Raw genomic sequence first — 25,785 nt, forward strand, 5'->3', positions numbered from 1 at the left:
GAGCAGCCGGTTCCCCTCGCTCGACACGCACACCCCGCGTCGGGTGCGTTCAGGAACCACCTACCCGCGCCCGCGACGTCCCTACTGGGTCGGGGCATGGGCACATGTGTGCGTGGCCCGTCGCAGCGCCGCCGCGTACAGCGCGAGAACGGCGGCGAGCAGCAGGTAGTAGGCGACGGGCAGACCCGTCATGCCCAGCAGGGGGCCGACCGGGGTCAGCGGGAGCAGGATCCCGATGACCGCGAGGCCGGTGGCCGCCCAGCGCACGGGCCCCGGGGTGCGGCCCTCGGCCGCGCGACGGCCGGTGCGCAGCAGGAGCATGACGAGGGCCTGGGTGAGCAGGTTCTCGGTGAACCAGCCGCCGTGGAAAGCGGCCTCGTCGTGCGGCGCGAGCGTGCCGGGCAGGCAGAGGGCGAGCACGGCGAAGGTGGCGAGGTCCGCGAGGGCGCCGAGCGCGCCGAATCCGGTGATGAAGCGGAGGAAGGCGCGCGGCCGCAGCACGGTCGGGCGGCGCAGGGCGGCCGGGTCGGGCCGGTCGTGGGCGAGGGCGAGCTGCGCCCCGTCGAAGCACAGGTTCTGCACGAGGACCTGCGCCGGGAGCATCGGCAGGAACGGCAGCAGGAGCGCGGCCACGAGCATCGCGATCACGTTGCCGAGGTTCGAGGAGAGCGTGATGCGCAGGTACGAGGCGATGTTGGCGCTGCTGTGCCGGCCCGCGACGACGGCGTGCTCGATGGCCGTGAGGTCCTTCTCCGCCAGGACGACGTCGGCGCTCTCGCGGGCCACGTCGACGCCGTCGCGCGGGCAGATGCCGACGTCGGCGGCGCGCAGCGCGGGCAGGTCGTTGACGCCGTCGCCCAGGTAGCCGGTGGTGCGGCCGTGGGCGCGCAGCGCGGTGACGACGCGGGCCTTGTCCTCGGGGGTGCAGCGGGCGAACACCGTGGTGCGGGCGGCCAGCTCCCCGAGTTGTCCGTCCGTGAGGCCGCTGATCCGCTCGCCCGTGGTCACGTCTGCCGGCGTCAGTTCGATGGACAGGTCACGGCAGACGCGGGCCGCCGTCACCGGATCGTCGCCGGTCAGGACCTTGACGGTGACGCCCCGCGCGGCGAGGGCGCGTACGGCGTCGTACGCGGTGTCGGCCGGGGCGTCATGGAAGGCGACGAAGCCGCGGAAGGTCAGGCCGCGCTCGTCGGCCGGGGTGTAGGCGCGGGTGCGGGCCGGGCGCCGCGCGGTGGCGACGGCCAGCAGCCGGACCCCGTCGGCCGCGCGCCCGGCGGCCCGGCGCAGCAGTTCGGCGCGCTCGTCCGGGTCGAGCGCGCAGCGGTCCAGGACCTCCTGCGCCGCGCCTTTCACGGCAAGGGTGTGCGTCCCCAGGGCGCCGGGTTCCCGTACGACGGCTGTGGCGAGACGGCGTACGGGATCGAAGGGGAGCGCGTCGACACCGTCGTACGCTTCCCAGTCCTCGGGGCCGGTGGCCGCCAGGAGGGCTTCGTCGAGCGGGTCGGGGTCGGCCGGCTCGGCGGTCTGCAGCGTCCACCAGGCCGACGCACCCGCCCAGTGCAGGGCCTCAGCGTCGGTGCGGCCGGGGTCGACGGCCGGGCGGTCCTGGGTGAGGGTGCCGGTCTTGTCGACGCACAGGACGTCGACGGCGCCGAGGTCGTGCAGCGCGGGCAGCCGTCGGACGATCACGCCGTGAGTACGGGCGAGCAGGGACGCGCCGCGGGCCAGGCACGTGGTGACGATGACCGGCAGCATCTCCGGGGTGAGGCCGACGGCGACGGCGACCGCGAACGGGAGGGTCTCCAGACCGCGGCCGCGCAGGGCCGCGTTCGCCATCAGGACGAGCGGCGGCGTGAGCAGCATGAAACGGATCAGCACCCACGAGATGCCGTGTACCGAGCGGTCGAAGGCGCTCGTCCTGGTGCGGCGGCCCGCGGTGCGGACCGCCGCGAAGCGGGTGTCGGCGCCGGTCGCCACCACGACGCCGGTGCCGGTGCCGGAGGCGATGCTGCTCCCCTGGAAGAGCAGGTGCGCGCTGTCGCCCGCGCCGGGCAGGTCCACCGGCTCTTTGGGCACCGGCGCCGACTCGCCGGTCAGGGCCGCCTGGTGCACGGTCAGGCCGCGGGCCCTGAGCAGACGTACGTCGGCGGGGACCAGATCGCCGGGGGCGAGGCGAACCACGTCGCCGGGGACCACATCGTCGACAGGGATCTCGCGCACCCGCGGCGCGGCGTCGGGCGCGGTGCGGCGCTGCACGCTCGCGGTGGTGGCGACGAGTCCGCGCAGCCGGTCCATGGAGCGGTCGGCGCGGTGCTCGCCCTGCGCGCGCAGCACACAGCTGACGGCGACGAGGGTGAGGATCACCCACGCCGTGCCCCACGCGGCGACCAGCGCCGAGACGAGGCCCAGGCAGAACAGGACAGCGGTGAACGGGTCGCGCAGGCTCTGCCACAGCCGGGCCGGCCTCGACGGCGGACGAAGGCCGGGCAGGACGTGCGCTCCGCGGCGGGCGAGCCGCTCCCCCGCCTGCGCCTCGGTCAGCCCGCGCGGCGTGCTGTCCAGGGCGCGCAGCACCTGCAGCGCCGACAGGTCACCGGGGGCCGGGCCGACGGCGGGGGCCTGGACCGTGCGGGAGAAGGCGTGGTCGTGGGCGGACACCGCGTCGCTCAGGCTCCGGCGCCGCGCAGCCGGCGCACCGTCGCGCCGGACTGTTCGGCACGCTCGGTGAGCTGGCCGACCATCAGCCTGACCACGGTCACCACGTCCGGGTCGTCGACGTAGTACACCTGGCGGCGGCCTTCGCGGCGGGAGCGTACGAGGCCGGCGAGCTTGAGCTTGGACAGGTGCTGGCTGACGGCGGGCAGTGCGCCGCCGACGCGCTCGGCGAGCCCGGTCACGTCGCACTCGCCGCCGGCAAGGGCCCACATCATGTGCAGCCGCGTGGGGGCCGCGAGCAGGCCGAACGCCTCGGCCGCCTGGTCGAGCACCTCGGCGGACGGGTCGCTGAACCCGGCCTCGGCCGACCCTGGTGAACCTGCCGCCACTGTTCTCTTCCCTTCCGCACAGACCGACGCCCCAGTCTAGATGCCTCGGGACGGCGCGATTCCGGGAACGACGGCGTGCTCGGTGAAGCGGCCGAAGGCCCGGAAGCCGAGGCGGCGGTAGACGGGTTCGCCGGCGGCGGAGGCCTGGAGAACGGCGAGGGGGTGGCCGCCCCGGCGGGCCGTGTGCAGGGCGGCGAGGGTGATGGCGCCGCCGTAGCCGCGGCGGCGGTGTGCGGCCAGGGTGCTGATGTTGTAGATCCCGGCGACGTCCGCGTGCAGGAACACCTCGGCCGAGCAGACCGGGCGGCCCGCGACGTAACCGACCAGGTAGCGGGCGGGGCAGTCGGCCGCCAGGGCCTGTGGCGCGGTCCGCTCGAAGAAGCGGCGGACCGTGGCGGCGGGCGGCTCCCAGTTCGCGGCGAGGACGCCGGCGTAGTCGGCGAGCCGCTCGGGGGTGGTCACCGGGTGCACGTCCAGGCCGTTGACGTAGGGCTGCGGCAGTGTGTCGGTCAGCTCGGCCCACATGGCGGTCTCCGTCTCGGTCGCGGGCAGACCGGCGTCGACGAGGCGGGCCGAGAGGTCGGGCGGCGTCGAGGCGGGCCCCACCCACCAGGAGAAGGGGCGGCCGGTGGCGGCCAGGGCCGCGATCGTCCCGGTGATCCGGTCCTGGACGGTGTCGGGGGTGAGGCGGGCCGCGGCGACGATGTTGAACGTGTCGTCGTCGAGACCGCTGTCGGCGATCAGGAGGTCGTCGGTCACGGTGACCGTCGCGCCCTGGAGGAGGCGGTGCAGATGGCCGGCGTGCTCGGCGAGGTTCTGCTCCGTCCGGTCCGCGAGGTCGGTGGTGTCACATGAGGAATCCTGCAGAGCGCTCATAGTGGTCGATCACATCACACCCGGACGAATCGCCCCGATTCCGAAGTGCTCGCCGAGACCGGGTCGGCCGTCCACGTGAACGCCGCGCAGGTGCACGCGGCGTTCACGGACGCACCTGACGCCGACCCGGCCTGACCGGCCGTCAGCAGTTCAGGTTGGCGCCGGGGTCGACCCCGAGGATCTGCGAGAACTTCTTGTAGTTGTCGACGCGGCTCTGGACCTGCGACGGATTGCCGCCGTTGCACTCGATGCTTCCGTTGATGCTGCGGATGGTCTCACCGAAACCGGCGCCGTTGACCATCGCGTTGTGCGGGGTCATCGTGCCGGGGCCGGTCTGGGTGTTCCAGTACCAGAGGCCGGTCTTCCAGGAGACCGCCGCGTCGGTCTGCACGAGGTCGGGGTTGTGGAGCAGGTCGATACCGAGGGCATCACCCGCGGACTTGTAGTTGAAGTTCCAGCTGAGCTGGATGGGGCCGCGCCCGTAGTACTTGTCGGTACCGGCCGGGCAGCCGTACGACTGCGAAGTGTCGCAGTAGTGCGGGTAGTTGGTGGTGTTCTGCTCAACGATGTAGACGAGACCGCCGGTCTCATGGCCGACGTTCGCGAGGAAGGCGGCGGCCTCCTGCTTGCGGACCGTGTCACTGCCGGTGCCGGTGAACTCCGGGTAGGCGCTGAGCGCGGCGTTCAGTCCTTCGTACGTGTAGAAGGAGTTCCGGCCCGGGAACATCTGGTCGAACTGCGCCTGGGTGACGACGAAGTCCGCCTGGGCGTCGACCTTTTCGGCGGACGCGGGTGCGGCCAGGGTGAACAGGCTGATGCCGGCGACGGACGCGGTGGCGGTCAGCAGGGCGAGAATACGACGGCGCATGGGGGTGCTCCCATCGGATGGAGAAGTGGGGGGTACGGCGCCGCGAACCATGACGCGCATGCGCGCATGCGCGCCGTGGGGGGATGGTTCGCGGCGCCGCCGATCAGGGGGTTCGTCAGCCGCCGACGTTCACGTCGATGCAGGCGTAGAACGCGTTCGCCGTGTCCGCGATGTTCCAGACGGCCAGCACCTTCTGACGGCCGGTCAGTGAACCGAAGTCGACCTGGTGCGTGACGGTGGCCCCGGGCTTGGCACCGTTGTCATTGAACTCGGCGATCTCCTGGCCGCCGACGAAGTACTGCCAGGTGCTGGTGGCGTGCTGGGCCGTCAGCTTCCATTCGAAGCTGGTGTTGCGCTGGACGGGGGTGGCGATCCAGCCCTTGGAGTCGTCGTCGAGCTCGGCGTACCGGCTGTTGCCGCCGCTGCAACTCGTCAGGCCCTTCGGGCCCTCGACGCTCTGCGGTTCGTACGTGATGTCACCGCAGGACACGGTGCCCGCGGCGCATTGCGCCTGACGGCTGGGCGGGGTGGAGATGTAGCCGTGCGCGCTCGCCGATCCGGCGGGCAGGCCGATGGCGAGGACGGGGGCCAGCGCCGCGCCGATGAGCGCGGCCGTCTTCCTTCTGGCGTTCATACGTACTCCTTCACTGCAGGTCTTCCCGACAGCGCGCGATGTGGGGTCGCACGGTCAGGCCGGCCTCTCGTGGGTGGGGCCAAGAGGCGCGAAGGGACAGCGGAATACCCGCCCGTGAACGCGGGCGAACTTCCGTAAGCGGAACGGCCGTTGCTGCTTGGACTAGACCATACAAGCGGTCGTGACCCTGTCAAGGCGCGCGCGGCCAAACCCTCCGGACGGGGATGACGACGGGCAGGCGGCTAATTCTCGGCCCGCCGCCGACGGCGGACGGCCGCCCGTCGCCGCTGATCATCGGGCGGCCCATGACCGCGGCCGGCTTCACCGCGCAGGTCAGGCGCTTGAGCGACCGTACGGTGCCACGTACGGCCCGCGCGGTCCCGGCCACGGTGTCCGCGCTCGCGCTGGTGGCGGCGCGTCCCGGCGGTGTGTCCACGCTCGTGGCGCACGAGCCGCCGCTGAGCGCGCTGCTCCCCGACGCCGACGCGACCGAAGGGGCGCGCGCCCCTTCGGTCGCGTCGGCCTCACGGCCGTCTACGAGAAGTGTCGCGGCGCCGCGCCGCCGTGTTCCCGAGCCACCACGGCGGGTTCCTCGACGGCGGGTCCGGGGCCACGCGGGCCGCCCGGAGCGCGTTCGCGAACAGGCTGCGGGAGGTATGCGCGAGGCTGAATGCCAGAAGGCCGGGTGACGGGAGCGTGGGGCCGACAGCGCGGAGCGTCGGCAGCCCCGCGCGGGAATCGGCCGCGCCGCGTCAGCCTCCCGTACGCGTAGGTCCTCCACTGCCGTCCGCGCTCAGGGCGCGGACGAAGGCGGCCTCCGTCTCCGCGCTGAAGAACCCCGTGATGCCGCGCAGGAGCTGGAGCGCTGTGCGCACCCCGGCGGGCAGCGGGCGTGGCATGCCCGCGGCCGCCACCGCATGCTGGTCGGGGGCGGTCCTGGCCGCGTCCAAGTGCTGCTGCGCCAGGCCGAGTTCGCCGGTGACCGCGTGCCGCACCGCGCACGTCACGTCGTACGACGCGCTGCGCGAGAGCGCCAGCAGGGACTGGACCCCGGATGTCTCCGCCTCGTCGTGGACCGCGGCGCTGAGATGGCCGCCCGCCCGGTCGAGGATCTTCGCTATGGCGGACAGCCGGCCCGCCTCCAGAACTGCCTGAGATGCCATGCCGATTCCCTTCATCACCCCAACCGCTGCGCCCGTGTCTCCAGCGTTATCACCGGCGCTCACCCGGAGCGAACCTCCGCGTGGGGGCGCACAGCACGCGCAGAGAGGGCGCGGGGCGCCCGGGACGGGGATTGAGGCACAAGGAGGCGCACAGGGCCGCCGGGTGGCCCATGCCCGGCGCACCTGCCACCGACCCGGCCGCCGCGGCCACGGCCCCCATGGACAGCCCCCCACCTGCTGTGATCTCATCCGTCCCGCACGCCTTCCGCCCAGGCCCGAAAGACCCCCACATGCAGAAGACCAAGGCCGCACTCTGGGAATTCCTCCAGGGGCTCGGTAAGACTTTCATGCTCCCCGTGGCCCTGCTCGCGTTCTGCGGCATCATGTTGGGCATCGGCTCGTCGCTGTCCAGCGAGGCCGTCACCGACAATCTGACCTTCCTGCGGGGCGAGGGCTTCCACCTCGTCTTCACCTGGATGGCAAACACCGGGCTCGTCGCCTTCCAGTTCCTGCCCGTGATGTTCGCGATAGCCATCCCGCTGGGCCTGGCGCGCGAGGACAAGGGCGTCGCCGCGTTCTCCGGTTTCGTCGGCTTCGCCGCGATGAACCTGGCGGTGAACTTCTACCTCACCGCCAAGGGCGTCGACTTCGACGACGAGCGCGCCATCGCCCATTACGGCATCGCCGACGTGATCGGCATCCAGTCCATCGATACGGGACTGCTCGGCGCGGTCGCCGTTGGCATCGTTGTCAGCGTCCTCCACCGGCGCTTTCGTACCCAGCGGATGCCCGACGCGCTGGCCTTCTTCGGCGGCCTGCGCTTCGTGCCGATCGTCTCGGCGCTCGCGCTCAGCGTGTTCGGTCTGCTGATTCCGCTGGTGTGGCCGACGTTCAACAGCTGGATCACCGACCTGGGCCGGGGCATCGGCCACACGGGCGTCTTCGGGCCGTTCTTCTTCGGCATGGGTGAGGTGCTGCTGCGCCCGATCGGCCTGCACCACATCCTCGTCGCGATGTTCCGCTTCACCGATGTCGGCGGCTCGGGCACCGTCTGCGGCGACCACGTCTCCGGCGCGCTGAACCTCTTCTACGCCCAGCTCAACTGCTCCCAGCCGCCCACCGACTCGGTCACGAACGCCACCCATTTCCTGTCCCAGGGCAAGATGGCGGTCTACCTCGGCGGGCTGCCGGGCGCGGCCCTGGCGATGTACCACTGCGCGAAGAAGGCGATGCGGCCGGAGATCAAGGCGCTCCTCGTCTCCGGGGTCGTCGCGTGTGTCGTCGGCGGGATCACCGAGCCCCTCGAATTCCTCTTCCTCTTCATCGCCCCGTGGCTGTACCTCCTGCACGCGGTACTCGTCGGCCTCGGCTTCCTCACGGCCGCGGTCCTCGGCGTGTTCATCGGCAACACGGACGGCAACGTCATCGACTGGCTCGTCTTCGGCGTGCTCCAGGGCACGACCACGAAGTGGTACCTGATCCCGGTGATCGCCGCGGTCTGGTTCGCCGCCTACTACTTCCTCTTCCGCTGGGCCATCGTCCGCTTCGACCTCAAGACGCCCGGCCGCGAAGAGCCCGCGGAGGAGGAGGCCGCGGAGGAACCGGACGCCGACGCGATCCCCCGCCAGCTGATCGCCGGCAAGTACGACGCGGTGGCGATCCTCGACGCGATCGGCGGCGCGGACAACATCCAGTCGCTCGACAACTGCATCACCCGGCTGCGGATGACCGTCGCGGACGCCGAACTCGTCGACGAACCCCGTCTCAAGAAGCTCGGCGCCGTCGGCGTCATCAAGCTCGACGCCCACAACGTCCAGGTCGTCATCGGCCCGCAGGTGCAGTCGGTGAAGGACGCGCTCGCCACGATGGTCCCGGTGGGCTGAGCCATGCGACTCCCGCCCACCACACAGGCCTACGACTTCGACATACCCGTGGACCGGCACGGCACCTGGTGCACACAGTGGGACTACGTCGAGGACCGCTTCGGCGTCCCGGACCTGCTGCCGTTCACCATCTCCGACATGGACTTCGAGACGGCGCCCGAGGTCCTGCGCGCGCTCCGCGGCCGCCTCGATCACGGTGTGCTCGGCTACTCCCGATGGCGCCAGGCCGACTTCCTCTCCGCGATCGTCGACTGGTACGGCGTCCGGCACCGGACCGCGGTCGACCCCGACGCGATCGTCTACGGTCCGTCGGTCGTCTACCAGATCGGCCGGCTGCTGCACCTGTGGTCGCGGCCGGGCGACGGCGTGGTGGTCCACACGCCGATGTACGACGCGTTCCCCAAGACGGTCGCCGCACATGAACGGCGCCTGCTGGAATGCCCGTTGGGCGAGTGGGACACACTGGAGCGACTGCTCGCGCGGCCCGACACCGCGATTCTCCTCCTGTGCTCGCCGCACAATCCGACCGGACACGTCTGGACCGAGGAGGAACTCGACCGGACGGCCGCCCTGTGTGCGCGGTACGGCGTGGCGGTGATCAGCGACGAGATCCACTCCGACCTCGCGCACCCGCCCCACGTCCACCGCCCGTGGGCCCTGCACGGTGGTCCGCAGGCGCGCTGGGCGGTCGTCACGTCGGCGTCGAAGTCGTTCAACATCCCGGCGCTGAACGGGAGTTACGGCATCATCGGCGACCCCGCGAGCCGCGACGCGTATCTGCGCCACCTCAAGGAGGCGGACGGTCTGTCGTCGCCGGCCGTGCTGTCGCTCGTCGGGCACGTCGCCGCGTACCGGGAGGGCGGCCGCTGGCTGGACGCGCTGGGCGTCTACCTCCGCGGCAACCTGTCCTACGTCGCCGAACGGCTCGGCGCCGCGTTCCCGGAGCTCAACTGGGCGCCTCCACACGCCGGTTACCTCGCGTGGATCGACGTACGGCCGCTCGAAGTGGACGACGAGGCGCTGCAGCGTGAGCTCATCGAGACGCAGAAAGTCGCCGTGATGCCCGGGGCCGCCTACGGCGCGCCCGGCTTTCTGCGCCTGAACGTGGGCTGCCCGCGCGCCAAAGTGGAGCGCGGAACCGAGGCCGTGATCGCGGCGCTGCGAACCGTCGCGGGCTGACCGGCGCAGCCCGTCGCGTCACCGGTACAGCGTCACGGGTACAGCGTCACGGGTACAGCGTCACCGGTACGGCGTCACTGGTACGGCGTCACCGGTACGGCGGCGGCGCGACGGGAGGCGGCGGCGCCATCGGCTGCGGTGGCACGACCGGCATGTCGGGCCGGGTGTCGTGCACGACGCGGGCCAGCGTGAACTCGTACTCGAAGGTCTGCGTCACGCCCTCGGCGATCACGAGGTACCCGCCGTCGCCGTGCTCGTAGATCGTGCGTCGCTGCAGGTTGAGCGGGTGACGCGGCTCGAAGGCGAGCACATGGCGGTGCAGCGCGTCCCGCGCCTCGCGCCGTGTCCCGCTCACGTGCCCGACCGCCCGGGTCACCATCCGTACACCGCCGAGGCCCCCGCCCAGGGCCGCCATCATCAAGCCCCAGGTCATCCTGGTCGAGTCGTCCGTCACCGCTCCCCCGTACGTCGATCGTCCGCCGAACTCTGCCACACGGACGACGCCGCTCCGGCTGCCGGGGGTGTCGCTGGGAACACCCCCGATCCGGGGCCCAGGCCTCCTGCCCAACTGCCGCTGCCGGAGCAGGATTTCACCCGTGACCGAAACCGGCGACGGACGGGGAGAGAGACGATGAGTGGTCCTACGCGACGCAGGGTCCTGCAAGGTGCGGCGCTCGCGGCGGCGGGCAGTGTGGTCGGCGGGTTCGGCCCCGGCCACTACGCCGCGGCCGCGCAGTCCACGACGACGGACGGCGCGGGTTCGCTGCCGTTCCTGGAGGGCGCCTTCGCCCCCGTCACCGAGGAGTTGACGGCCTTCGACCTGAAGGTGAGCGGGCGCCTCCCCCGCGACCTCGACGGCCGCTACCTGCGCACCGGCCCCAACGCGCTCGGCCTGGAGGACCCGCGGGCACACCACTGGATGCTGGGCGACGGCATGGTGCACGGTGTGCGGCTGCGGGGCGGGCGCGCCGAGTGGTACCGCAACCGCTGGGTGCGCTCCTCACAGGTGGCGAGGAAACTGGGCGAGCCGTACCCGGGCGAGGTGCCCCCGGACGACTTCGCGTGCAACACGCACGTGATCCCGTACAAGGGACGGATCCTGGCGCTGCAGGAGAGCGGGCCGCTGCCCTACGAGCTGGACGGCGAGCTGGCCACCGTACGGCCCTACGACTTCCGCTCCACGCTCACCGGCGCGTTCACCGCGCACACCAAGTACGACGCCACGGCCGACGAGTTGCACGCGGTGGCGTACTACCCGACGTGGGACCACGTACGGCACATCATGATCGACGGGACCGGGCGGGTGGCCGCGTCGCATCGGATCCCGGTGGCGGACGCGCCGATGATGCACGACTTCGCGCTCACCGGGAAGTACGTGGTGGTCGTCGACGTGCCCATCACGTTCGACGCGGCGGCGGCCGAGGCGGGCGCCCCGGTGCCGTACGGCTGGAACGACCGCCATCCGATGCGGGTGGGGGTGATGCCGCGGGCCGGCGGCGCCACCCGCTGGTTCGAGATCGACCCGGTGTTCTACTCGCACACCCTCAACGCCTACGACCAGGGCGACACGGTGGTGCTGGAGTACACCTCCATGCCCGCCCCGTTCTACGTGGGTGGCCGGGGCAACGGCGGGCCCTCGACGACCGGTACACCGACGCTCGACCGCTGGACGATCGATCTGCGCGCGGGCCGGGTGGTGAGTGCCCGCGTGGACGACCTGCCGCAGGAGTTCCCCCGCGTCAACGAATCCCTGGTCTCCCGGCGTCACCGCTACGGTTACGCGGCGAGCGCGGCCGAGATGTGGCGCGCGTACGAGACGGTCGACGGGGTGCCACCGGACGAGAAGTTCTCCAACTGCCTGGTGAAACATGACATGTTGCGCGGCAGCCGGCAGGTGCACCGCTTCCCGCGGGGCGCCGCGGCGAGCGAGCCCGTGTTCGTGCCGCGGCGCGGCGCCCGCGACGAGGACGACGGTTACCTCCTGTCCTACGTCCACGACCCCGACCGGGGCGCGAGCGACCTCGTGATCCTCTCCGCCCAGGACTTCACCGGCCGCCCGCTGGCCCGCGTCCACCTTCCCGGCCGGGTCCCGCTGGGCTTCCACGGCAGCTGGGTCGCGGATGCCTAAGGGCTGTCCCGTAATCCCTGGTGGATCAGCGCGCGGCGTCAGATGCGGTGCATCGCAAGGCGGAGGAGCGCCCGCATACTGGATGTATTCGGGCGTTTCGACAACGCGGCGAGGTGCCGTAGCTGTCGTCGTGCGCCCGCCAGGGATTACGGGACAGCCCTTAGCCGCCTGCACCGGCCCGCCCGCTGTGGGAAACTCGCGGGGTGAAGAGGCAGGAGCTCGACGATCTCGTGCGGCTGCGGCGGGCCCGGGACCTGATGGACCGGGACTATGCCGAGCCGCTCGACGTCACGGCGCTGGCGCAGGTCGCGCTGATGTCACCGGGCCACTTCTCGCGCAGCTTCCGTGCCGCGTACGGGGAGACGCCGTACAGCTATCTGATGACCCGCCGCATCGAGCGGGCCAAGGCGCTGCTGCGCCGCGGCGACCTCACGGTGACCGAGGTCTGCTTCGCCGTCGGATGTACGTCACTGGGTTCGTTCAGCTCGCGCTTCACCGAGCTGGTCGGGGAGACCCCGAGCGCGTACCGGACCCGCGACCACGACGACGCGGTCGCGATCCCGGCCTGCATCGTGAAGATCCATACCCGGCCTGTCAGGAACGGGGACGCGGGGGCCGCCCCCCGGTCGTAGGGTGAGACGCATGGCCGACATCAAGCTTTCCACGTGCTTCATCGCCGTCGACGACCCCGACAAGGCGATCGCCTTCTACCGCGATGTGCTGGGCCTAGAGGTGCGCAACGACGTCGGGTACGAGGGAATGCGCTGGGTGACGGTCGGCTCGCCCGCGCAGCCGGACGTGAGCGTCGTCCTGGAGCCGCCGCTGGCCGATCCGAACGCCTCCGAGGACGACCGGCGGGTCATGGCCGAGCTGCTGGCCAAGGGGCTGCTGCGCGGCGTGCTGTTCTCGACGGAGAACTGCGACGCCACGTTCAAGCAGATCAGCGACGCCGGCGCCGATGTGGTGCAGGAGCCGATGGACCAGTTCTACGGGGTCCGCGACTGCGCGTTCCGCGACCCGGCGGGCAACCTGCTGCGCTTCACCCAGCAACTCGGGGAGTGACGTCCGGGTCGCCGAGGACTCAGCCTCCGGTGCTCTCCCGCACCTTCAGCTCGTGGCCCACGACATGGTCCTGCAGCGGGCCGGTCGACGGCTCCTCGATCCGGTCGAGCAGGAGCGCGACGGCGGCCCTCGCGATCTCCTCCTTGTCCGGGGAGATGGTGGTCAGGCTGGGCACGCTGAAGCGGGAGCCCTCGATGTCGTCGAAGCCGACCACGTCCAGCTCCTTGGGCACGCCGCGGCCCTGCTCGTACAGGGCGCGCAGCGCGCCCAGGGCCAGGTGGTCGTTGAGGCAGAGCAGCGCGTCGGGGCGCGGCTCCGCGTCCATCAGGGCGGTCGCGGCCCGCGCCCCGTCCTTCCAGTGGTACGCGTCCACCGGCACCACGAGCGCGCTGTCGAACGGGACCCCGGCCGCCTTGAGGGCTTCGCGGTAGCCGTCGGTGCGCAGCCGGTCGGTGCCCTGGCGGCCGCGCACCGTGCCGCCGACGACGGCGATGCGGCGCCGCCCGCGCGCCAGTAGGTGTTCGGTGGCCTCGCGTGCCGCCCGTACGTTGTCGATCGCGACGTGGTCGGTGCTGCCCTCGGCGGGGCGCTCGCCGAGCAGCACGACCGGGAGCCTGCGGTCGCGGGTGGCGAGGTCCTTGGGGTTCAGCGAGAGCGGGCTGAGGATGACGCCGTCGGTGAACTGGGCGTCGAAGCCGTGCAGCGCGGCGAGTTCGCGCTCGCGGACGCCGCCGGTCTGGTGCAGCAGGACGGTCTGTCCCCGCCGGTCGGCCTCGGTCATCACGTGCCGGGCCAGTTCGGAGAAGTACGCGACGTCGAGTTCGGGGACGGCCAGCGTGATCATGCCGGTGCGGCCCTGGCGGAGCTGGCGGCCCGCGATGTTCACGCGGTAGCCGAGGGCGTCGATGGCCTCGCGCACGACCTCGCGGGTCCGGTCCGACACGTGCTCGTAGTCGTTGATCACGTTGGAGACGGTCTTGGGCGAGACGCCCGCGTACTCCGCCACGTCCTTGATCCTGGGTCTGGCCGCCACGCTGTTCTTTCCTTCCGTCTGCCACCCGCGATCGTATCCAGCATCACGAATCGGTTTCGAGCCGGATTCCGCACCGCCTCGGATATTTACATCGATGTAATCGCCATGGTGCCATGTGCCTCACATCGACCGGAGCAGCACCACAGGCAAGGAGCACCATGCCCGTCCCGCACCCCACGGCCCTGCCGCGGCCCGAGTACCCGCGGCCGCAGTTCGCCCGTGAGGCCTGGCTGAATCTCAACGGTGAGTGGCAGTTCGAGATCGACCGGGCCGACACCGGCCTCGAGCGCGGCCTGCGCGAGGCCGAGTTGAGCGGCCGGATCACCGTGCCGTTCTGCCCGGAGTCGGAGCTGTCCGGGGTCGGCGAGACCGACTTCCTGGAGGCCGTCTGGTACCGGCGGACCGTGACCGTGCCCGCGGAGTGGACGGACGCCCGGGTGCTGCTGCACTTCGGGGCCGTGGACCACGACACCACCGTGTGGGCGGACGGCGTCGAGGTGGCGCGGCACCGCGGCGGGTTCACCCCGTTCACCGCCGACCTCGGCGAAGTGGCTGTACCCGGCCGCGAGTTGACGCTCGTGGTGCGGGCCCGCGACAGCCGCCACGGCCCGCAGGCCCGCGGCAAGCAGGCCACTTGGTACGCCAACACGCACTGCCACTACACCCGCACCACCGGCATCTGGCAGACCGTGTGGCTGGAGCCGGTGCCGCGGACCGTGGCCCTGAAGCGGCCCCGGATCACGCCCGATCTGGCCTCGGGTTCGTTCTTCCTTGAGCTGCCGCTGACCGGGAACGCGCCGGGGCACCGGGTCCGCGCGACCCTGGCCGACGAGAGCGGCGTCGTCGTCACGGCCGAGGCCCGCGCCGACCTCGACCTCACCCCGCGGCTGGCCCTCACGATGCCCGCGAACCGGCTGCGCGTGTGGTCGCCGGACGACCCGCACCTGTACGACCTCACCCTCGAAGTCGTGGACGCCGAGGGCGAGTCGGTGGACCGCGTCCGCTCCTACGCCGGGCTGCGATCGGTCTCCGTCGACGGCAAGCGGCTGCTCCTGAACGGTGAGCCCGTCTTCCAGCGGCTCGTGCTCGACCAGGGCTACTACCCGGACGGCCTGATGACCGCGCCGTCCGACGCCGCTCTCGTACGCGACATCGAGCTCGGCCTCGCCGCCGGCTTCAACGGGGCGCGGCTGCACCAGAAGGTCTTCGAGGAGCGGTTCCTGTACCACGCGGACCGGCTCGGCTACCTGGTGTGGGGCGAGTTCGGCGACTGGGGCTGCGAGGTCGGCGCCCGCGACGACAACCAGCGCCCGGACGCCAGTTACGTCACGCAGTGGCTGGAGGCCGTGGAGCGGGACTACTCGCACCCCTCGATCATCGGCTGGTGCCCGCTCAACGAGACGTACCAGCACCTGCACGACCGCATCACCCAGCTCGACGACGTGACCCACGCGATGTTCCTGGCCACGAAGCAGGCCGACGGCACCCGCCCCGTCATCGACGCCTCCGGATACGCGCACCGGGTCCCGGAGACCGACGTCTACGACTCGCACTGCTACGAGCAGGATCCGGCCGCGTTCGCGAAGACGATGGCGGGCCTCTCGGAGGACAAGCCGTACCTCAACACCGGCCCCGACGGTCGCGCCTGGTCCGTGCCGTACGCCGGACAGCCCTACTTCTGCAGCGAGTTCGGCGGCATCTGGTGGGACGCGCAGGCCGCCGCCGAGGTCTCGGGCGAGGCGCGGGACGAGTCGTGGGGGTACGGCGAACGGCCGCGCAGCGCCCAGGAGTTCGTGGACCGCTTCGTCGGCCTGACGGGTGTGCTCCTCGACGACCCCGACATGTTCGGCTACTGCTACACCCAGCTCACGGACGTCTTCCAGGAGCGCAACGGCGTCTACGGCTTCGACCGCAGCGAAAAGGTCGACACCGCGCTGCTGCGCGCCGCCCAGCTCCGCCCCGCGGCCTTCGAGGGCCCGCGCTAGTTCCTCTCTGTCCATGATTTACATCGATGTATATCCGGGGTGACAGGGGCGGGTCCGCCCGCCGCCGTCACCCGGGGAAGGAGCCAGATGACCGGCACACCCGCACCCGTCGGTCGCCCCGCACTCACCAGACGACGCGCACTGACGGCCGCGCTCGCCGCCGGGACCACGGTCCTCGGCGCCGGGGCACTCAGCGGCTGCGGCAGCGCGCTGGCGGCCGGCGACTCGACCGTTCGCCTGTGGGACCTGTTCAGCGGGGCCGACGGCGGCCTGCTCAACGACATGGTGCGCAAGGCGCGACCCGACATGCCGGGCACCCGCATCGAGCGCACCGTCCTGGAGTGGGGCACCCCCTACTACACGAAACTCGCCATGGCCTCGGCCGGCGGCCGCGGCCCGGATGTCGCGGTCTCGCACATGTCGCGTCTGGCGGGGTACGCGCCGACCGGCCTGGTCGACCCGTGGGACCTGGACCTGCTCGCCGAATACGGCGTCCACCGCGAGGACTTCACCGACGCGGTGTGGTCGCGTACGCAGTACGAGGGGAAGACCTTCGCGATCCCGCTCGACACCCACCCCTTCATCGTGTTCTTCCACCCGGACATGGTGAAGAAGGCCGGGCTGCTCACGAAGGACGGCACGCTGGACGCGGACGCGTTCTCCTCGCCCGACAAGTTCCTCGCCGCCGGCAAGGAGTTGGCGAAGGCCTCCGGGCAGCAGGGCATCTCGTTCGGGTACGTCACCGACACCGCGCAGGGCTGGCGGCTGTTCTACGGCCTGTACAAGCAGACCGGCGGCGCTTTCAAGGTGCCCCCGGGCGGCCCGGCCGAGGTGGACGTGGACCGGATGGCCCACGTCATCGCGTTCATGGCCAAGCTGGTCGACGGCCGCGTGAACCCCAAGCGGCTCGACTACAACGCGGGCATGGCCTCCTTCAACAACAAGCAGACCGCGATGATCCTGTCCGGCGAATGGGAGCTGGGCACCTACCGGGCCGCGGACAAGAACGTGGGCGCGGCCCCGTTCCCCACCGTCTTCGGCACTCCGGCCGTCTACGCCGACTCGCACTCGTTCGTGCTCCCCCGCCGTGAGAACCCCGACGCGGAGCACCGCCGCCGTACGCACCGCGCGGTGGCCGCGCTCCTGAAGGCCGGGCAGATCTGGGCGACCGCGGGCCACATCCCCGCCTACGAGCCGGTCACCCGGACCAAGGAGTACGCCGCTCTGCTGCCGCAGGCGCACTACAAGGGGGCCGCGGACCACGTCGTCCTCGACCCGGCGGCCTGGTTCGCCGGTGCCGGTTCCGATTTCCAGAACGCCATGTCGCAGGTGCTGCAGCAGGCCCTGCTCGACGGTCTCGCCCCCGACCGCGCGGCGCGCGCGATGGTGCGGCGCCTGAACACCTTCCTCGCCAAGCCCAGCCCGGCCTGACCGGCCGCGCCCCCTAGGAGACACAACGATGTCCTCTCCTCACGCCTCGCCCCGGCCAGGCGCCCTGTCGGTGCGGCGGCTCTTCTCCCCCGGCCTGCTCTTCGCGCTGCCCTTCCTCGTCCTGTTCGTGGTGTTCATGCTCTGGCCGCTGGGCCAGGGGCTGTGGATGAGCCTCACCGACCGGGCCCTTTCGGCGCACACCCCGTCGTTCATCGGCGTCGACAACTTCACCGAGGCGTTCCAGGACGCCGAGATGTGGAAGGCGCTCTGGCACACCGTCCTGTTCACGCTCATCTCGACCGTCCCGCTGGTCGTGGTGGCGCTCGGCATGGCTCTGCTCGTGCACACCGGGCTGCCGGGGCAGTGGGTGTGGCGGCTGGCGTTCTTCGCGCCGTATCTGCTGCCCGTCGGCGTCGTGGGCCTGCTGTGGATCTGGCTGTACCAGCCCGACCTCGGCCTCTACAACCATCTGCTCGACAAGCTCGGCCTCGGCCAACTCGCGTGGCTCAGCGACGAGTCGGTGGCCATGTGGGCGATCGCGCTGACCACTCTGTGGTGGACGGTCGGCTTCAACTTCCTGCTGTATCTGGCCGCGCTGCAGTCGATCCCCGACCACCTCTACGAGGCCGCGGCGATCGACGGCGCCGGGGCCTGGCGGCGCCTGTTCTCGATCACGCTGCCGAGCCTGAGCCGGATCACGGTGGTGATCACGGTGCTGCAGCTCCTGGCGTCCCTGAAGGTCTTCGACCAGGTGTATCTGCTCACCAAGGGCGGTCCGAACAACTCGACGCGGCCCGTCGTCGAGTACATCTACGACGTCGGCTTCACCGGTTACCGGCTCGGTTACGCCTCGGCGATCAGCTACATCTTCTTCGCCCTCGTCGTCCTCGCCTCCGCCGTCCAGTTCGCCGTACTCCGCCGCCGGGAGAAGTGACCATGACCTCCACCGAAGCACCCTCCCGCGCCGAGACCGCGCCTCAAGTGCGCAGGCCCGTGACGCCGCCGAGACGGCCGCGACGTCCCGAGCGGTCCCAGACGAACCTGACCCTCGGCGCGAACCGCACGGCCCGCGTGCTCGCCCTCGCCGTCCTCGGGGTCGCCGCCCTGGTGTGGCTGCTGCCGATGGCGTGGGCGCTGCTGACCGCGTTGAAGTCGGAGCAGGACGCCAGTGATCCGCTCAACTGGCTGTGGCCGAAGCACGGCTTCACGCTCGACGGGTTCCGCACCGTGTGGGAGCGTGGCGACCTGCCCCTGTGGATGCTCAACAGCCTCCTCATCTCGGCCGCCGTCACCGTGATCACGGTGCTGGTCTCCGCGATGGCCGGCTACGCGTTCTCCCGCACCGTGTTCGCCGGGCGACGCTGGCTGTTCGTCCTCACCATCGCGGCCGTCCTCGTGCCGCCGCAGATCCTGATCGTGCCGTGGTTCCAGCAGATGCTGACGCTGCACCTGCTGGACACGTACGCGGCGGTGATCCTGCCGCAGACCGTGGCGCCCGTGATGGTGTTCATCCTGAAGAAGCACTTCGACTCGCTGCCCAAGGAGCTGGAGGAGGCCGCCAGGATCGACGGCGCCGGGCACTGGCGGATCTTCTGGTCGGTGCTGCTGCCGCTGTCGCGTCCGATGCTCGCCGCCGTGGCGATCTTCGTCTTCATCGGCGCGTGGAACAACTTCCTGTGGCCGTTCGTCTCGACCTCCGACCCCTCGCTGATGACGCTGCCCGTCGGCATCACGTCGGTGAAGGACGCGTACGGCATCCAGTACGCGCAGGCGATGGCGTCGGCCGTGCTCGCCGCGCTGCCGCTCGTCGTCGTGTTCGTGCTCTTCCAGCGACACATCGTGAAGTCCGTGGCGACCACCGGCCTCGGCGGCCAGTGAGGCGGCCTCCAACTCGGCCGTCCATCCCTCCCGTTGACAGCTCGGCACCACTTCCCTAACGTCCTGAAGCCGTGAGACTTACATCGATGTAAGGAGCCGCTCATGCGCACCCGGCCCCGTACCGCTCTGGTCGCCGCTCTCCTGGCCCTGCTCGTCGGACTGGTCTGCGCACCGCAGGCCGGCGCGGCGAGACAGGCGCCCGCCGCGGCAGCCGCCTCGGGAACCTTCCGCAATCCGCTCAACACGGGACCCGACCCGTTCATGGCCTACGCGAACGGGGCCTACCACCTCACCACGACCCAGGGCGACAGCATCAAGATGTGGCGCTCGCCGTCCATGGCCACGCTGCTCGACGCCGACCCGATCACGGTCTGGACGGACACCGACACCACGCGCAACCAGCACATCTGGGCGCCGGAGTTCTACCGCTCCGGCAACCGCTGGTACCTCTACTACACCGCCGACGACGGCACGGACGACCACCACCGCGTCTACGTCCTGGAGTCGGAGCGCGACGACCCGGCGGGCCCGTACCACTTCAAGGCGAAGCTCGCCCCGCCCAACCACGCCGACGACTTCGCCATCGACCCGGGCATCCTCCAGGTCAACGGCCGCCTCTACCTCGCGTACAGCGGCATCAACGCCTACCAGCACAACGGCCTGAACATCGCGCCGATGTCGAACCCGTACACCGTCTCGGGCAACGCGACCGCGATCAACGCCGCCGGGGGCTGCCCCGAGGTCCGCGAGGGCCCCGAGTTCCTGCACCGCAACGGCCGTACGTGGATGACGTACTCGACCTGCGACACCGGCAAGCCCGACTACCAGGTCTGGATGATGTCGCTGGCCGACGGGGCCGATCCGCTCGTGGCCGGCAACTGGACGCAGCGCTCCGGTCCCGTGTTCTCCCGCGCCGACTCCCACGGCGTGTTCGGCCCCGGGCACCACGCCTTCTTCACGTCCCCCGACGGCACCCAGGACTGGCTGATCTACCACGCCAAGACCACCTCGACGAACACCTACACCAACCGTACGACCCGCGCCCAGAAGATCAGTTGGAACGCGGACGGCAGCCCGAACCTCGGCGTCCCCCTCGCCATGGGCGCGACCCAGGACCTGCCCTCGGGCGACCCGGGCTCGGGCAACTACTGGATCAATGACGACGGCCGCTCCAGCGGCGCCGGCACGGTCGCGTACACCGGCACCTGGAACTCGGGGACAGGCTGCGCCACGCAGTGCTTCTGGAGCGATGACCACTGGAGCGACCAGGCCGGCAACACCGCGACGTACACCTTCACGGGCACCCGGATCGCCCTGCTGTCCGTCCGCGACACCGGCAACGGCATCGCGGCGATCAGCGTGGACGGCGGCCCCGAACAGCGGGTGGACTACTACAACGCGATCCGTACCGGCGAGACGCTCCAGTACCGCAGCCCGCGCCTGCCGAACGGCAAGCACACGCTGCGGGTCCGGGTGACGGGCGAGCGCAACGGCTCGTCCGGGGCGTCGTTCGTGAGCGTGGACCGGGCCGAGGTGTACACGGACTGACACCGGCCCACGTGCGGGCACACCTGGTCGAGCGGACAACCGTTTGAGGGGATGGTCCGGTTGCCCGTCACCCCGGGACGGGTCCGGCAGTTGAGGTCTCTGGATGCGCCCCGGCGGCCTGCCGGGCGGGCGCGTCCGGGCGGCGGTCACGGCACTGTGCGGGTGTGTTCGACGTGACCGCCGCCGACGCGTGGGGATGGCGGGCAGACGGCGGCGGGCCCGCTCCGGTGATCGGAGCGGGCCCGCGCGCGATGGGTGGAGCGAGACTCAGCCGCGTACGGGCTCCAGCTCCCGGTCGTCCTCGGCGGACGGCGACGCCGCGAGGTTCTTCTGCAGCTTCTCCCCCTCGACGTCGACGTTCGGCAGCAGCTTGTCCAGCCAGCGGGGCAGCCACCAGGCCGCCTTGCCGAGCAGCGCCATGACCGCGGGCACGATCGCCATGCGGACGACGAACGCGTCGAACAGGACGGCCACGGCAAGGCCGAAGCCCATCATCTTGATCATGTCGTTGTTCTCCATGATGAAGCCGGAGAAGACACTGATCATGATGATCGCGGCGGCGGCGACGACCCGGCCGCCGTGCCGGAACCCGGTCACGATGGCCTCGCCGGGCCGCGCCCCGTGGACGTAGGCCTCACGCATCCGCGTCACGAGGAACACCTCGTAGTCCATGGCGAGTCCGAAGACCACGCCGATCATGAAGATCGGCATCATCGACATGATCGGGCCCGGCTGGTCGACGCCCACGATGTCCGCGAGCCAGCCCCACTGGAACACCGCGACCACGGCGCCGAGCGCCGCCGCCACCGAGAGGAGGAAGCCGAGCGCCGCCTTGAGCGGGACCAGGATCGAGCGGAACACCAGCATCAGGAGCAGGAACGCCAGACCGACGACGAGGAGCAGGTACGGCACCAATGCGTCGTTCAGGGTCTGCGAGAAGTCGATCGTCATGGCCGTCTGGCCGGTGACGAGGACGTCCGAGTCGGTGTCCGCCTCCCACGCCTTGGCCTCGGAGCGGATCGTCTTGACCAGTTCCTCGGTCTTGTGGTCGCTCGGGCCCGTGGTCGGGACGACCGACATGATGGCCGTGTCGCCGGCCTCGTTGACCTGGGCCGGGGCGACCGCGGCGACCCCGTCGACCTTGGCGAGCGAGGCGCCGACCGACTTGGCCGCGGCGGCCGCGCCCTTGCCGTCGACGGTCACCATCAGCGGGCCGTTGAAGCCGGCGCCGAAGGACTCGGAGAGCATGTCGTACGCCTTGCGCTGCGTACTGTCGGGAGCCGACGTGCCCTCGTCGGGCAGACCCAGTTCGAGGCTGGTGGCCGGGACGGCGATGGCGCCGAGTCCGAGGACGGCGACCAGCAGGACGGTGAGCGGGCGGCGCATCACGAAGCGGGACCAGCGGGTGCCCAGGTTCGGCTTGCCCGCGTCGGCGCCGTGCGCCGGGACGGCGGCCTTGCGGTCCTTGCGGCGCAGTACCTTCTTGCCCGCGAAGCCGAGCAGGGCCGGGATCATCGTGAGGGCGATGAGGACGGAGATGGCGACGGTCGCCGCGGCGGCCATACCCATCTTCGTCAGGATCGGGATGTTCACCACGGACAGGCCCGCGAGGGCGACGACGACCGTCAGGCCGGCGAAGACGACCGCCGAACCCGCGGTGCCCACCGCGCGGCCGGCCGCCTCTTCGCGCTCGCGGCCCTCGGCTATCTCCGCGCGGTAGCGGCTCACGATGAACAGGGCGTAGTCGATGCCGACCGCGAGACCGATCATCGTCGCCAGCGTGGACGTCGTGCTGGAGAGGTTCAGGACGCTGCCGAGCGCCGCGATGCCCGAGACGCCGATGCCGACGCCGATGATCGCGGTGAGCAGCGGCATGCCCGCGGCGACCAGCGAACCGAAGGTGATGAGCAGGACCACCGCGGAGATCGCGATGCCGATCAGCTCGGCGCTGCCGCCCATCTCCTGTTCGGCCTCGACGGCGTCACCGCCGGACTCGATGGTGAAGCCCTCGGCGCGGGCGTCGTCGGTGGCCTTGGTGAGAGCGTCGTGGGCCTTGTCGGTGAGCTCGGTCGAGGCGACCTTGTACGACACGGAGGCGTAGGCGGTCGTGCCGTCCTTACTGACCGCGTTCGCCTTGTACGGGTCGGCGACGGAGGAGACCTGCGGGCCCTTGCCGAGGGCGGTCACCAGCTTCTGGACGTCGGCCTTGGGCGCCGGGTCCGTGAGCTTCTCGCCCTGGGGGGCGCGGATGACGACCCGGGCGGTCGCCCCCTCGGCACCGGCCGCGGGGAACTTCTGGTCGAGCAGGTCGAAGGCCTTCTGCGCCTCGGTGCCCGGCATCGAGAACGAGTCGGCGGGCGGGGCCGGCGCGGCCGACGACGCGAAGCCGATCCCGCCGAGCAGCAGCACCCACAGCAGAGCCACATAGCGGCGGCGCCTGAAGGACAGCCGCCCGAGTTTGTACAGGAACGTAGCCACGGCGAAAGGGCTCCCGTCGGAGTTGTGAGGCAGGAGCGACTACCCGACGGTGCGTCGTCGCACGTCAGGGTGGTCGGCAGGATCGGATTCCATCGTCTCCGCTCCCGCGGGCCGCCGGGTAAGCCTCTGAGCCGGACTCCGGACCCACGCCTGCGGTAGGCGCGGGCGGTACGTGTCATACCCGGGGAGGAGCCGTGTGCGATACGTGTAGACCCCGGGGTGCAGTCGGCGGAGCGGGAACTGCTCCAAAACCGCAGGTGGGAGGGGATGGACCAATAGCTGCTTTGACATACCTATGCCGTCATACCTAATCTGCTTGTCATGCCCGCCTCCGCTGCCGCCCGCCAGGACATCGACCGCGTCGCCTCCGCGCTCGCGGCGTCCCTGCCGACGCTGCACCGGACCCTCGACCGCCGGATCCTCGGGGACTTCCCGCACGACCGGCTGCCCGAGGCGCAGATCGCGCTGCTCCGCCTGGTGGCGGACCGGGACGGCATCACCGTGCGCGAGGCGGCGCACGAGCTGCTGATGCAGCCGAACAATGTCAGCGCGCTCGTCTCACAGCTCACCCGTTCCGGTCTCCTGGAGCGCCGCTGTGACGCCGCGGACCGGCGCGTGGCCCATCTGCACACCACCCCCGTGGCCCGTGAGCGCATCGCCGAGGCAGAGGGGATCGCCCGGCGCCATCTCGCCGCGGCGCTGCGGCATCTGACCGGCGGCGAGCTGGACGCGCTCGGCTCCGCCCTGGGCGCGCTGAACTCGCTCGACACGCAGCTGCGGCCGACCGCGGGCTGACGCCCCGCCGGTCCGCCGCGCTTCCGCCCTGCCCCGCCCGCCGGGAGCAGGGCGCTTCCGTGCCCCCATCGGCACATTCCCTCATATAGATCCGCATAGATCCGCATAGATCCGCATAGGACCGCATAGGTCCATTCACCGGACCTCGTACCAGACAAGGCAGTCGTATGCCCTCCTCTTCTGTTGCCCCCTCCCCTGCCCGGGTGCAGGCCCCACCGGGCCCGGCGCCCACGGGGCGGCGCGCCAACCCCTGGCTGACGCTGATCGCCGTGGCCTTCGGGCTGTTCATGGTGGGGCTCGACGGGTCCGTCGTCGCGCTCGCCAACCCGGAGATCGGCCGCTCCCTCGACGCCTCCACCGCGGACCTGCAGTGGGTGACCAACTCCTACCTGCTCGCGCTCGCCGCCGCCCTGATCCTCGGCGGCAAGCTCGGCGACCGGTTCGGCCGGCGCACCTTCTACCTGATCGGCGTCGCCGGATTCACGCTGGCGTCGGTCGCCATCGGTCTGGCCGGTTCCATCGAGCTCGTCATCGTGTTCCGCGCCGCGCAAGGCTTCTTCGGCGCACTGCTGATGCCGAACACGCTCGGGCTGCTGCGCGCGGTGTTCCCGCCGCGGAAGTTCGGCATGGCGGTCGGCATCTGGGCCATGGTCTCCTCCGTATCGACCGCACTCGGGCCCATCGTGGGCGGGCTGCTCGTCGAGCACGTCAACTGGGAGTCCGTCTTCTACATCAACGCGCCCGTCGGCGTCGTCGCCCTGATCGTCAGCGTCCTCGTCCTGCCGCAGAGCAGGAACGCGGCGGCGGCCGGCCAGAAGTTCGACGTGCTCGGTGTCGTGCTGCTCGCGCTCGGCATGCTGGTCGTGGTGTTCGGCGTGGTCAAGGGCGAGACGTGGGGCTGGAGTTCGGCCGGCACACTGGGCGCGATCGGCGCGGGCCTGGTGCTGCTCGTCCTGTTCTGCGGGTACGAGTCGCGGATCGCGCATCCGTTGCTGCCGATGCGGCTGTTCCGCAGTTCGGCGCTGACCGTCGGCACCTTCGTCACCGCGCTGAACTTCTTCGTGCTGCTCGGCGGGATCTTCTTCGTGATGCTGTACCTGCAGAACGTGCGCGGGTTCACGCCCGTCGAGGCCGGTGTCCGCACGCTGCCGCTGAGCCTCGCGTCCGTCGTCGCGTCGCCGCTCGGGGCGGCGCTCACCGACCGGTTCGGGCCGCGCCTGACGATGCCGCTCGGCATGGTGCTGCAGGGCGCCGCCTCGTTCCTGATGCTCGGCTGGGGTGCGGAGTCCGGATACGCGGCGATGTGGCCGCCGTTCATCCTGCTCGGTCTGGGCGTCGGCATGGTGATGTCCGCGTCGTCCGCGGCGATCGTGGGCAACGCGCCGGTCGAGGACGGCGGGGTGGCCGGCGGGCTGCAGGCCACCGCGTTGCAGGTGGGCGGCGCGCTCGGCACGTCCGTACTGATGTCGCTGATCAGCAGCCGGGTCGGCGCGACCCTCGGCTCCGAGCTCACCTCGGCCGGCGTCCCGGACCGGGTCACCGGCGGGCTCGCCGAGGCGAAGGATGCCGTGGCGATGGGCGCGGCGCCGGTATCCGGATCGATGCCCGCCCAGCTCAGGGCGGCGGTGACCGAGGGCAGCCACGCCGCGTTCATGAACGGGGTGCACACCGCCGTCCTCGTGACCGGCGTGCTGTGCGCGCTCGGCGCGGTGATCTCGGCGGGAGTGCTGCGCGGGCAGAGCGCGCGGCACTGAGCGAACGAGCCGACGCCGTTCGTGCGGGTCGGTCCCGGTCCCGATA

Annotated in this window: 22 protein-coding genes; 12 read left to right on the forward strand and 10 right to left on the reverse strand. The window is 71.1% G+C overall.

The features are described from left to right. Positions 1-81: 81 nt before the first annotated feature. The 7 genes from mgtA to ACIREE_RS05040 form a co-directional block, all read right to left on the reverse strand. The gene (mgtA, locus tag ACIREE_RS05010; RefSeq protein WP_404146341.1) at positions 82-2,658 is read right to left on the reverse strand and encodes a magnesium-translocating P-type ATPase; all 2,577 of its coding nucleotides are present in this window, start codon (positions 2,656-2,658) and stop codon (positions 82-84) included. A gap of 8 nt (positions 2,659-2,666) precedes the next feature. After that, positions 2,667-3,044, reverse strand: coding sequence for an ArsR/SmtB family transcription factor (locus tag ACIREE_RS05015; protein WP_404146343.1), 378 nt, complete (start codon positions 3,042-3,044; stop codon positions 2,667-2,669). 36 nt (positions 3,045-3,080) lie between these two features. Then, positions 3,081-3,920, reverse strand: a complete 840-nt coding sequence (locus ACIREE_RS05020) for a GNAT family N-acetyltransferase (protein ID WP_404146346.1) — start codon at positions 3,918-3,920, stop codon at positions 3,081-3,083. Between the two features lie 142 nt (positions 3,921-4,062). Then, positions 4,063-4,788, reverse strand: coding sequence for a chitinase (locus tag ACIREE_RS05025; protein ID WP_404146349.1), 726 nt, complete (start codon positions 4,786-4,788; stop codon positions 4,063-4,065). A gap of 115 nt (positions 4,789-4,903) precedes the next feature. Continuing rightward, positions 4,904-5,422 carry a lytic polysaccharide monooxygenase auxiliary activity family 9 protein gene (locus ACIREE_RS05030; protein ID WP_404146352.1) on the reverse strand — a complete coding sequence of 173 codons (519 nt, stop codon included), beginning with the start codon at positions 5,420-5,422 and terminating at the stop codon, positions 4,904-4,906. Between the two features lie 190 nt (positions 5,423-5,612). Next, on the reverse strand, positions 5,613-5,858 hold the full coding sequence (locus ACIREE_RS05035) for a hypothetical protein (protein WP_404146354.1): 246 nt from the start codon (positions 5,856-5,858) through the stop codon (positions 5,613-5,615). A gap of 316 nt (positions 5,859-6,174) precedes the next feature. Continuing rightward, positions 6,175-6,585, reverse strand: a complete 411-nt coding sequence (locus tag ACIREE_RS05040) for a hypothetical protein (RefSeq protein WP_404146357.1) — start codon at positions 6,583-6,585, stop codon at positions 6,175-6,177. 290 nt (positions 6,586-6,875) lie between these two features. Here ACIREE_RS05040 and malX point away from each other — a divergent pair, with 290 nt between their 5' ends. Together malX and ACIREE_RS05050 are read left to right on the forward strand one after the other, a co-directional pair. Next, positions 6,876-8,468 carry a maltose/glucose-specific PTS transporter subunit IIBC gene (malX, locus tag ACIREE_RS05045; RefSeq protein WP_404146360.1) on the forward strand — a complete coding sequence of 531 codons (1,593 nt, stop codon included), beginning with the start codon at positions 6,876-6,878 and terminating at the stop codon, positions 8,466-8,468. Positions 8,469-8,471: 3 nt separating this feature from the next. Then, positions 8,472-9,647, forward strand: coding sequence for a MalY/PatB family protein (locus ACIREE_RS05050; protein WP_404146363.1), 1,176 nt, complete (start codon positions 8,472-8,474; stop codon positions 9,645-9,647). An 88-nt stretch (positions 9,648-9,735) separates the two neighbouring features. Here ACIREE_RS05050 and ACIREE_RS05055 read toward each other — a convergent pair whose 3' ends face one another. Further along, positions 9,736-10,101, reverse strand: coding sequence for a hypothetical protein (locus tag ACIREE_RS05055; RefSeq protein ID WP_404146366.1), 366 nt, complete (start codon positions 10,099-10,101; stop codon positions 9,736-9,738). 177 nt (positions 10,102-10,278) lie between these two features. On the opposite strand from ACIREE_RS05055, the gene ACIREE_RS05060 reads away from it, so the two are divergent. The 3 genes from ACIREE_RS05060 (at position 10,279) to ACIREE_RS05070 (ending at position 12,837) form a co-directional block, all read left to right on the forward strand. After that, complete coding sequence (locus ACIREE_RS05060; RefSeq protein ID WP_404146368.1) at positions 10,279-11,775, forward strand: carotenoid oxygenase family protein; 1,497 nt, start codon at positions 10,279-10,281, stop codon at positions 11,773-11,775. A 257-nt stretch (positions 11,776-12,032) separates the two neighbouring features. After that, positions 12,033-12,407: a helix-turn-helix transcriptional regulator gene (locus ACIREE_RS05065; RefSeq protein ID WP_404146839.1), complete on the forward strand. Its 375-nt coding sequence runs from the start codon at positions 12,033-12,035 to the stop codon at positions 12,405-12,407. A 10-nt stretch (positions 12,408-12,417) separates the two neighbouring features. Further along, complete coding sequence (locus tag ACIREE_RS05070) at positions 12,418-12,837, forward strand: VOC family protein (RefSeq protein ID WP_404146371.1); 420 nt, start codon at positions 12,418-12,420, stop codon at positions 12,835-12,837. A 19-nt stretch (positions 12,838-12,856) separates the two neighbouring features. On the opposite strand, the gene ACIREE_RS05075 is transcribed toward ACIREE_RS05070, so the two are convergent. Then, on the reverse strand, positions 12,857-13,870 hold the full coding sequence (locus tag ACIREE_RS05075) for a LacI family DNA-binding transcriptional regulator (RefSeq protein WP_404146374.1): 1,014 nt from the start codon (positions 13,868-13,870) through the stop codon (positions 12,857-12,859). A 158-nt stretch (positions 13,871-14,028) separates the two neighbouring features. Here ACIREE_RS05075 and ACIREE_RS05080 point away from each other — a divergent pair, with 158 nt between their 5' ends. The 5 genes from ACIREE_RS05080 to ACIREE_RS05100 all read left to right on the forward strand — a co-directional run bounded on the left by ACIREE_RS05080 (position 14,029) and on the right by ACIREE_RS05100 (position 20,712). Further along, the gene (locus ACIREE_RS05080) at positions 14,029-15,855 is read left to right on the forward strand and encodes a glycoside hydrolase family 2 protein (RefSeq protein WP_404146377.1); all 1,827 of its coding nucleotides are present in this window, start codon (positions 14,029-14,031) and stop codon (positions 15,853-15,855) included. 87 nt (positions 15,856-15,942) lie between these two features. Further along, positions 15,943-17,286, forward strand: a complete 1,344-nt coding sequence (locus tag ACIREE_RS05085) for an ABC transporter substrate-binding protein (RefSeq protein ID WP_404146380.1) — start codon at positions 15,943-15,945, stop codon at positions 17,284-17,286. A gap of 28 nt (positions 17,287-17,314) precedes the next feature. Beyond that, a complete protein-coding gene (locus ACIREE_RS05090; protein WP_404146383.1) occupies positions 17,315-18,220 on the forward strand; it encodes a carbohydrate ABC transporter permease in 906 nt (301 codons plus the stop codon). 2 nt (positions 18,221-18,222) lie between these two features. Then, positions 18,223-19,164, forward strand: a complete 942-nt coding sequence (locus ACIREE_RS05095) for a carbohydrate ABC transporter permease (RefSeq protein ID WP_404146386.1) — start codon at positions 18,223-18,225, stop codon at positions 19,162-19,164. A 102-nt stretch (positions 19,165-19,266) separates the two neighbouring features. Then, positions 19,267-20,712 (forward strand): glycoside hydrolase family 43 protein, encoded by a 1,446-nt coding sequence (locus ACIREE_RS05100; RefSeq protein WP_404146389.1) that lies wholly within the window; start codon positions 19,267-19,269, stop codon positions 20,710-20,712. A 267-nt stretch (positions 20,713-20,979) separates the two neighbouring features. Here ACIREE_RS05100 and ACIREE_RS05105 read toward each other — a convergent pair whose 3' ends face one another. Then, positions 20,980-23,190 carry an MMPL family transporter gene (locus ACIREE_RS05105; protein WP_404146392.1) on the reverse strand — a complete coding sequence of 737 codons (2,211 nt, stop codon included), beginning with the start codon at positions 23,188-23,190 and terminating at the stop codon, positions 20,980-20,982. A gap of 321 nt (positions 23,191-23,511) precedes the next feature. Here ACIREE_RS05105 and ACIREE_RS05110 point away from each other — a divergent pair, with 321 nt between their 5' ends. Continuing rightward, entirely contained in the window at positions 23,512-23,985 is a 474-nt protein-coding gene (locus ACIREE_RS05110; protein ID WP_404146395.1) for a MarR family winged helix-turn-helix transcriptional regulator, read from the forward strand. Positions 23,986-24,152: 167 nt separating this feature from the next. Beyond that, positions 24,153-25,739: a DHA2 family efflux MFS transporter permease subunit gene (locus ACIREE_RS05115; protein WP_404146398.1), complete on the forward strand. Its 1,587-nt coding sequence runs from the start codon at positions 24,153-24,155 to the stop codon at positions 25,737-25,739. Positions 25,740-25,785: the final 46 nt, after the last annotated feature.

The organism is Streptomyces sp. NPDC102467 (assembly GCF_044765445.1).
Lineage (GTDB): Bacteria > Actinomycetota > Actinomycetes > Streptomycetales > Streptomycetaceae > Streptomyces.

Coding starts and splice junctions, on each gene's coding strand:
- ACIREE_RS05020 (WP_404146346.1), bottom strand. CDS start 3,920: ATGAGCGCTCTGCAGGATTCCTCATGTGACACCACCGACCTCGCGGAC.
- ACIREE_RS05025 (WP_404146349.1), bottom strand. CDS start 4,788: ATGCGCCGTCGTATTCTCGCCCTGCTGACCGCCACCGCGTCCGTCGCC.
- ACIREE_RS05030 (WP_404146352.1), bottom strand. CDS start 5,422: ATGAACGCCAGAAGGAAGACGGCCGCGCTCATCGGCGCGGCGCTGGCC.
- ACIREE_RS05040 (WP_404146357.1), bottom strand. CDS start 6,585: ATGGCATCTCAGGCAGTTCTGGAGGCGGGCCGGCTGTCCGCCATAGCG.
- malX (WP_404146360.1), top strand. CDS start 6,876: ATGCAGAAGACCAAGGCCGCACTCTGGGAATTCCTCCAGGGGCTCGGT.
- ACIREE_RS05050 (WP_404146363.1), top strand. CDS start 8,472: ATGCGACTCCCGCCCACCACACAGGCCTACGACTTCGACATACCCGTG.
- ACIREE_RS05060 (WP_404146368.1), top strand. CDS start 10,279: ATGAGTGGTCCTACGCGACGCAGGGTCCTGCAAGGTGCGGCGCTCGCG.
- ACIREE_RS05065 (WP_404146839.1), top strand. CDS start 12,033: ATGGACCGGGACTATGCCGAGCCGCTCGACGTCACGGCGCTGGCGCAG.
- ACIREE_RS05070 (WP_404146371.1), top strand. CDS start 12,418: ATGGCCGACATCAAGCTTTCCACGTGCTTCATCGCCGTCGACGACCCC.
- ACIREE_RS05080 (WP_404146377.1), top strand. CDS start 14,029: ATGCCCGTCCCGCACCCCACGGCCCTGCCGCGGCCCGAGTACCCGCGG.
- ACIREE_RS05085 (WP_404146380.1), top strand. CDS start 15,943: ATGACCGGCACACCCGCACCCGTCGGTCGCCCCGCACTCACCAGACGA.
- ACIREE_RS05090 (WP_404146383.1), top strand. CDS start 17,315: ATGTCCTCTCCTCACGCCTCGCCCCGGCCAGGCGCCCTGTCGGTGCGG.
- ACIREE_RS05095 (WP_404146386.1), top strand. CDS start 18,223: ATGACCTCCACCGAAGCACCCTCCCGCGCCGAGACCGCGCCTCAAGTG.
- ACIREE_RS05100 (WP_404146389.1), top strand. CDS start 19,267: ATGCGCACCCGGCCCCGTACCGCTCTGGTCGCCGCTCTCCTGGCCCTG.
- ACIREE_RS05110 (WP_404146395.1), top strand. CDS start 23,512: ATGCCCGCCTCCGCTGCCGCCCGCCAGGACATCGACCGCGTCGCCTCC.
- ACIREE_RS05115 (WP_404146398.1), top strand. CDS start 24,153: ATGCCCTCCTCTTCTGTTGCCCCCTCCCCTGCCCGGGTGCAGGCCCCA.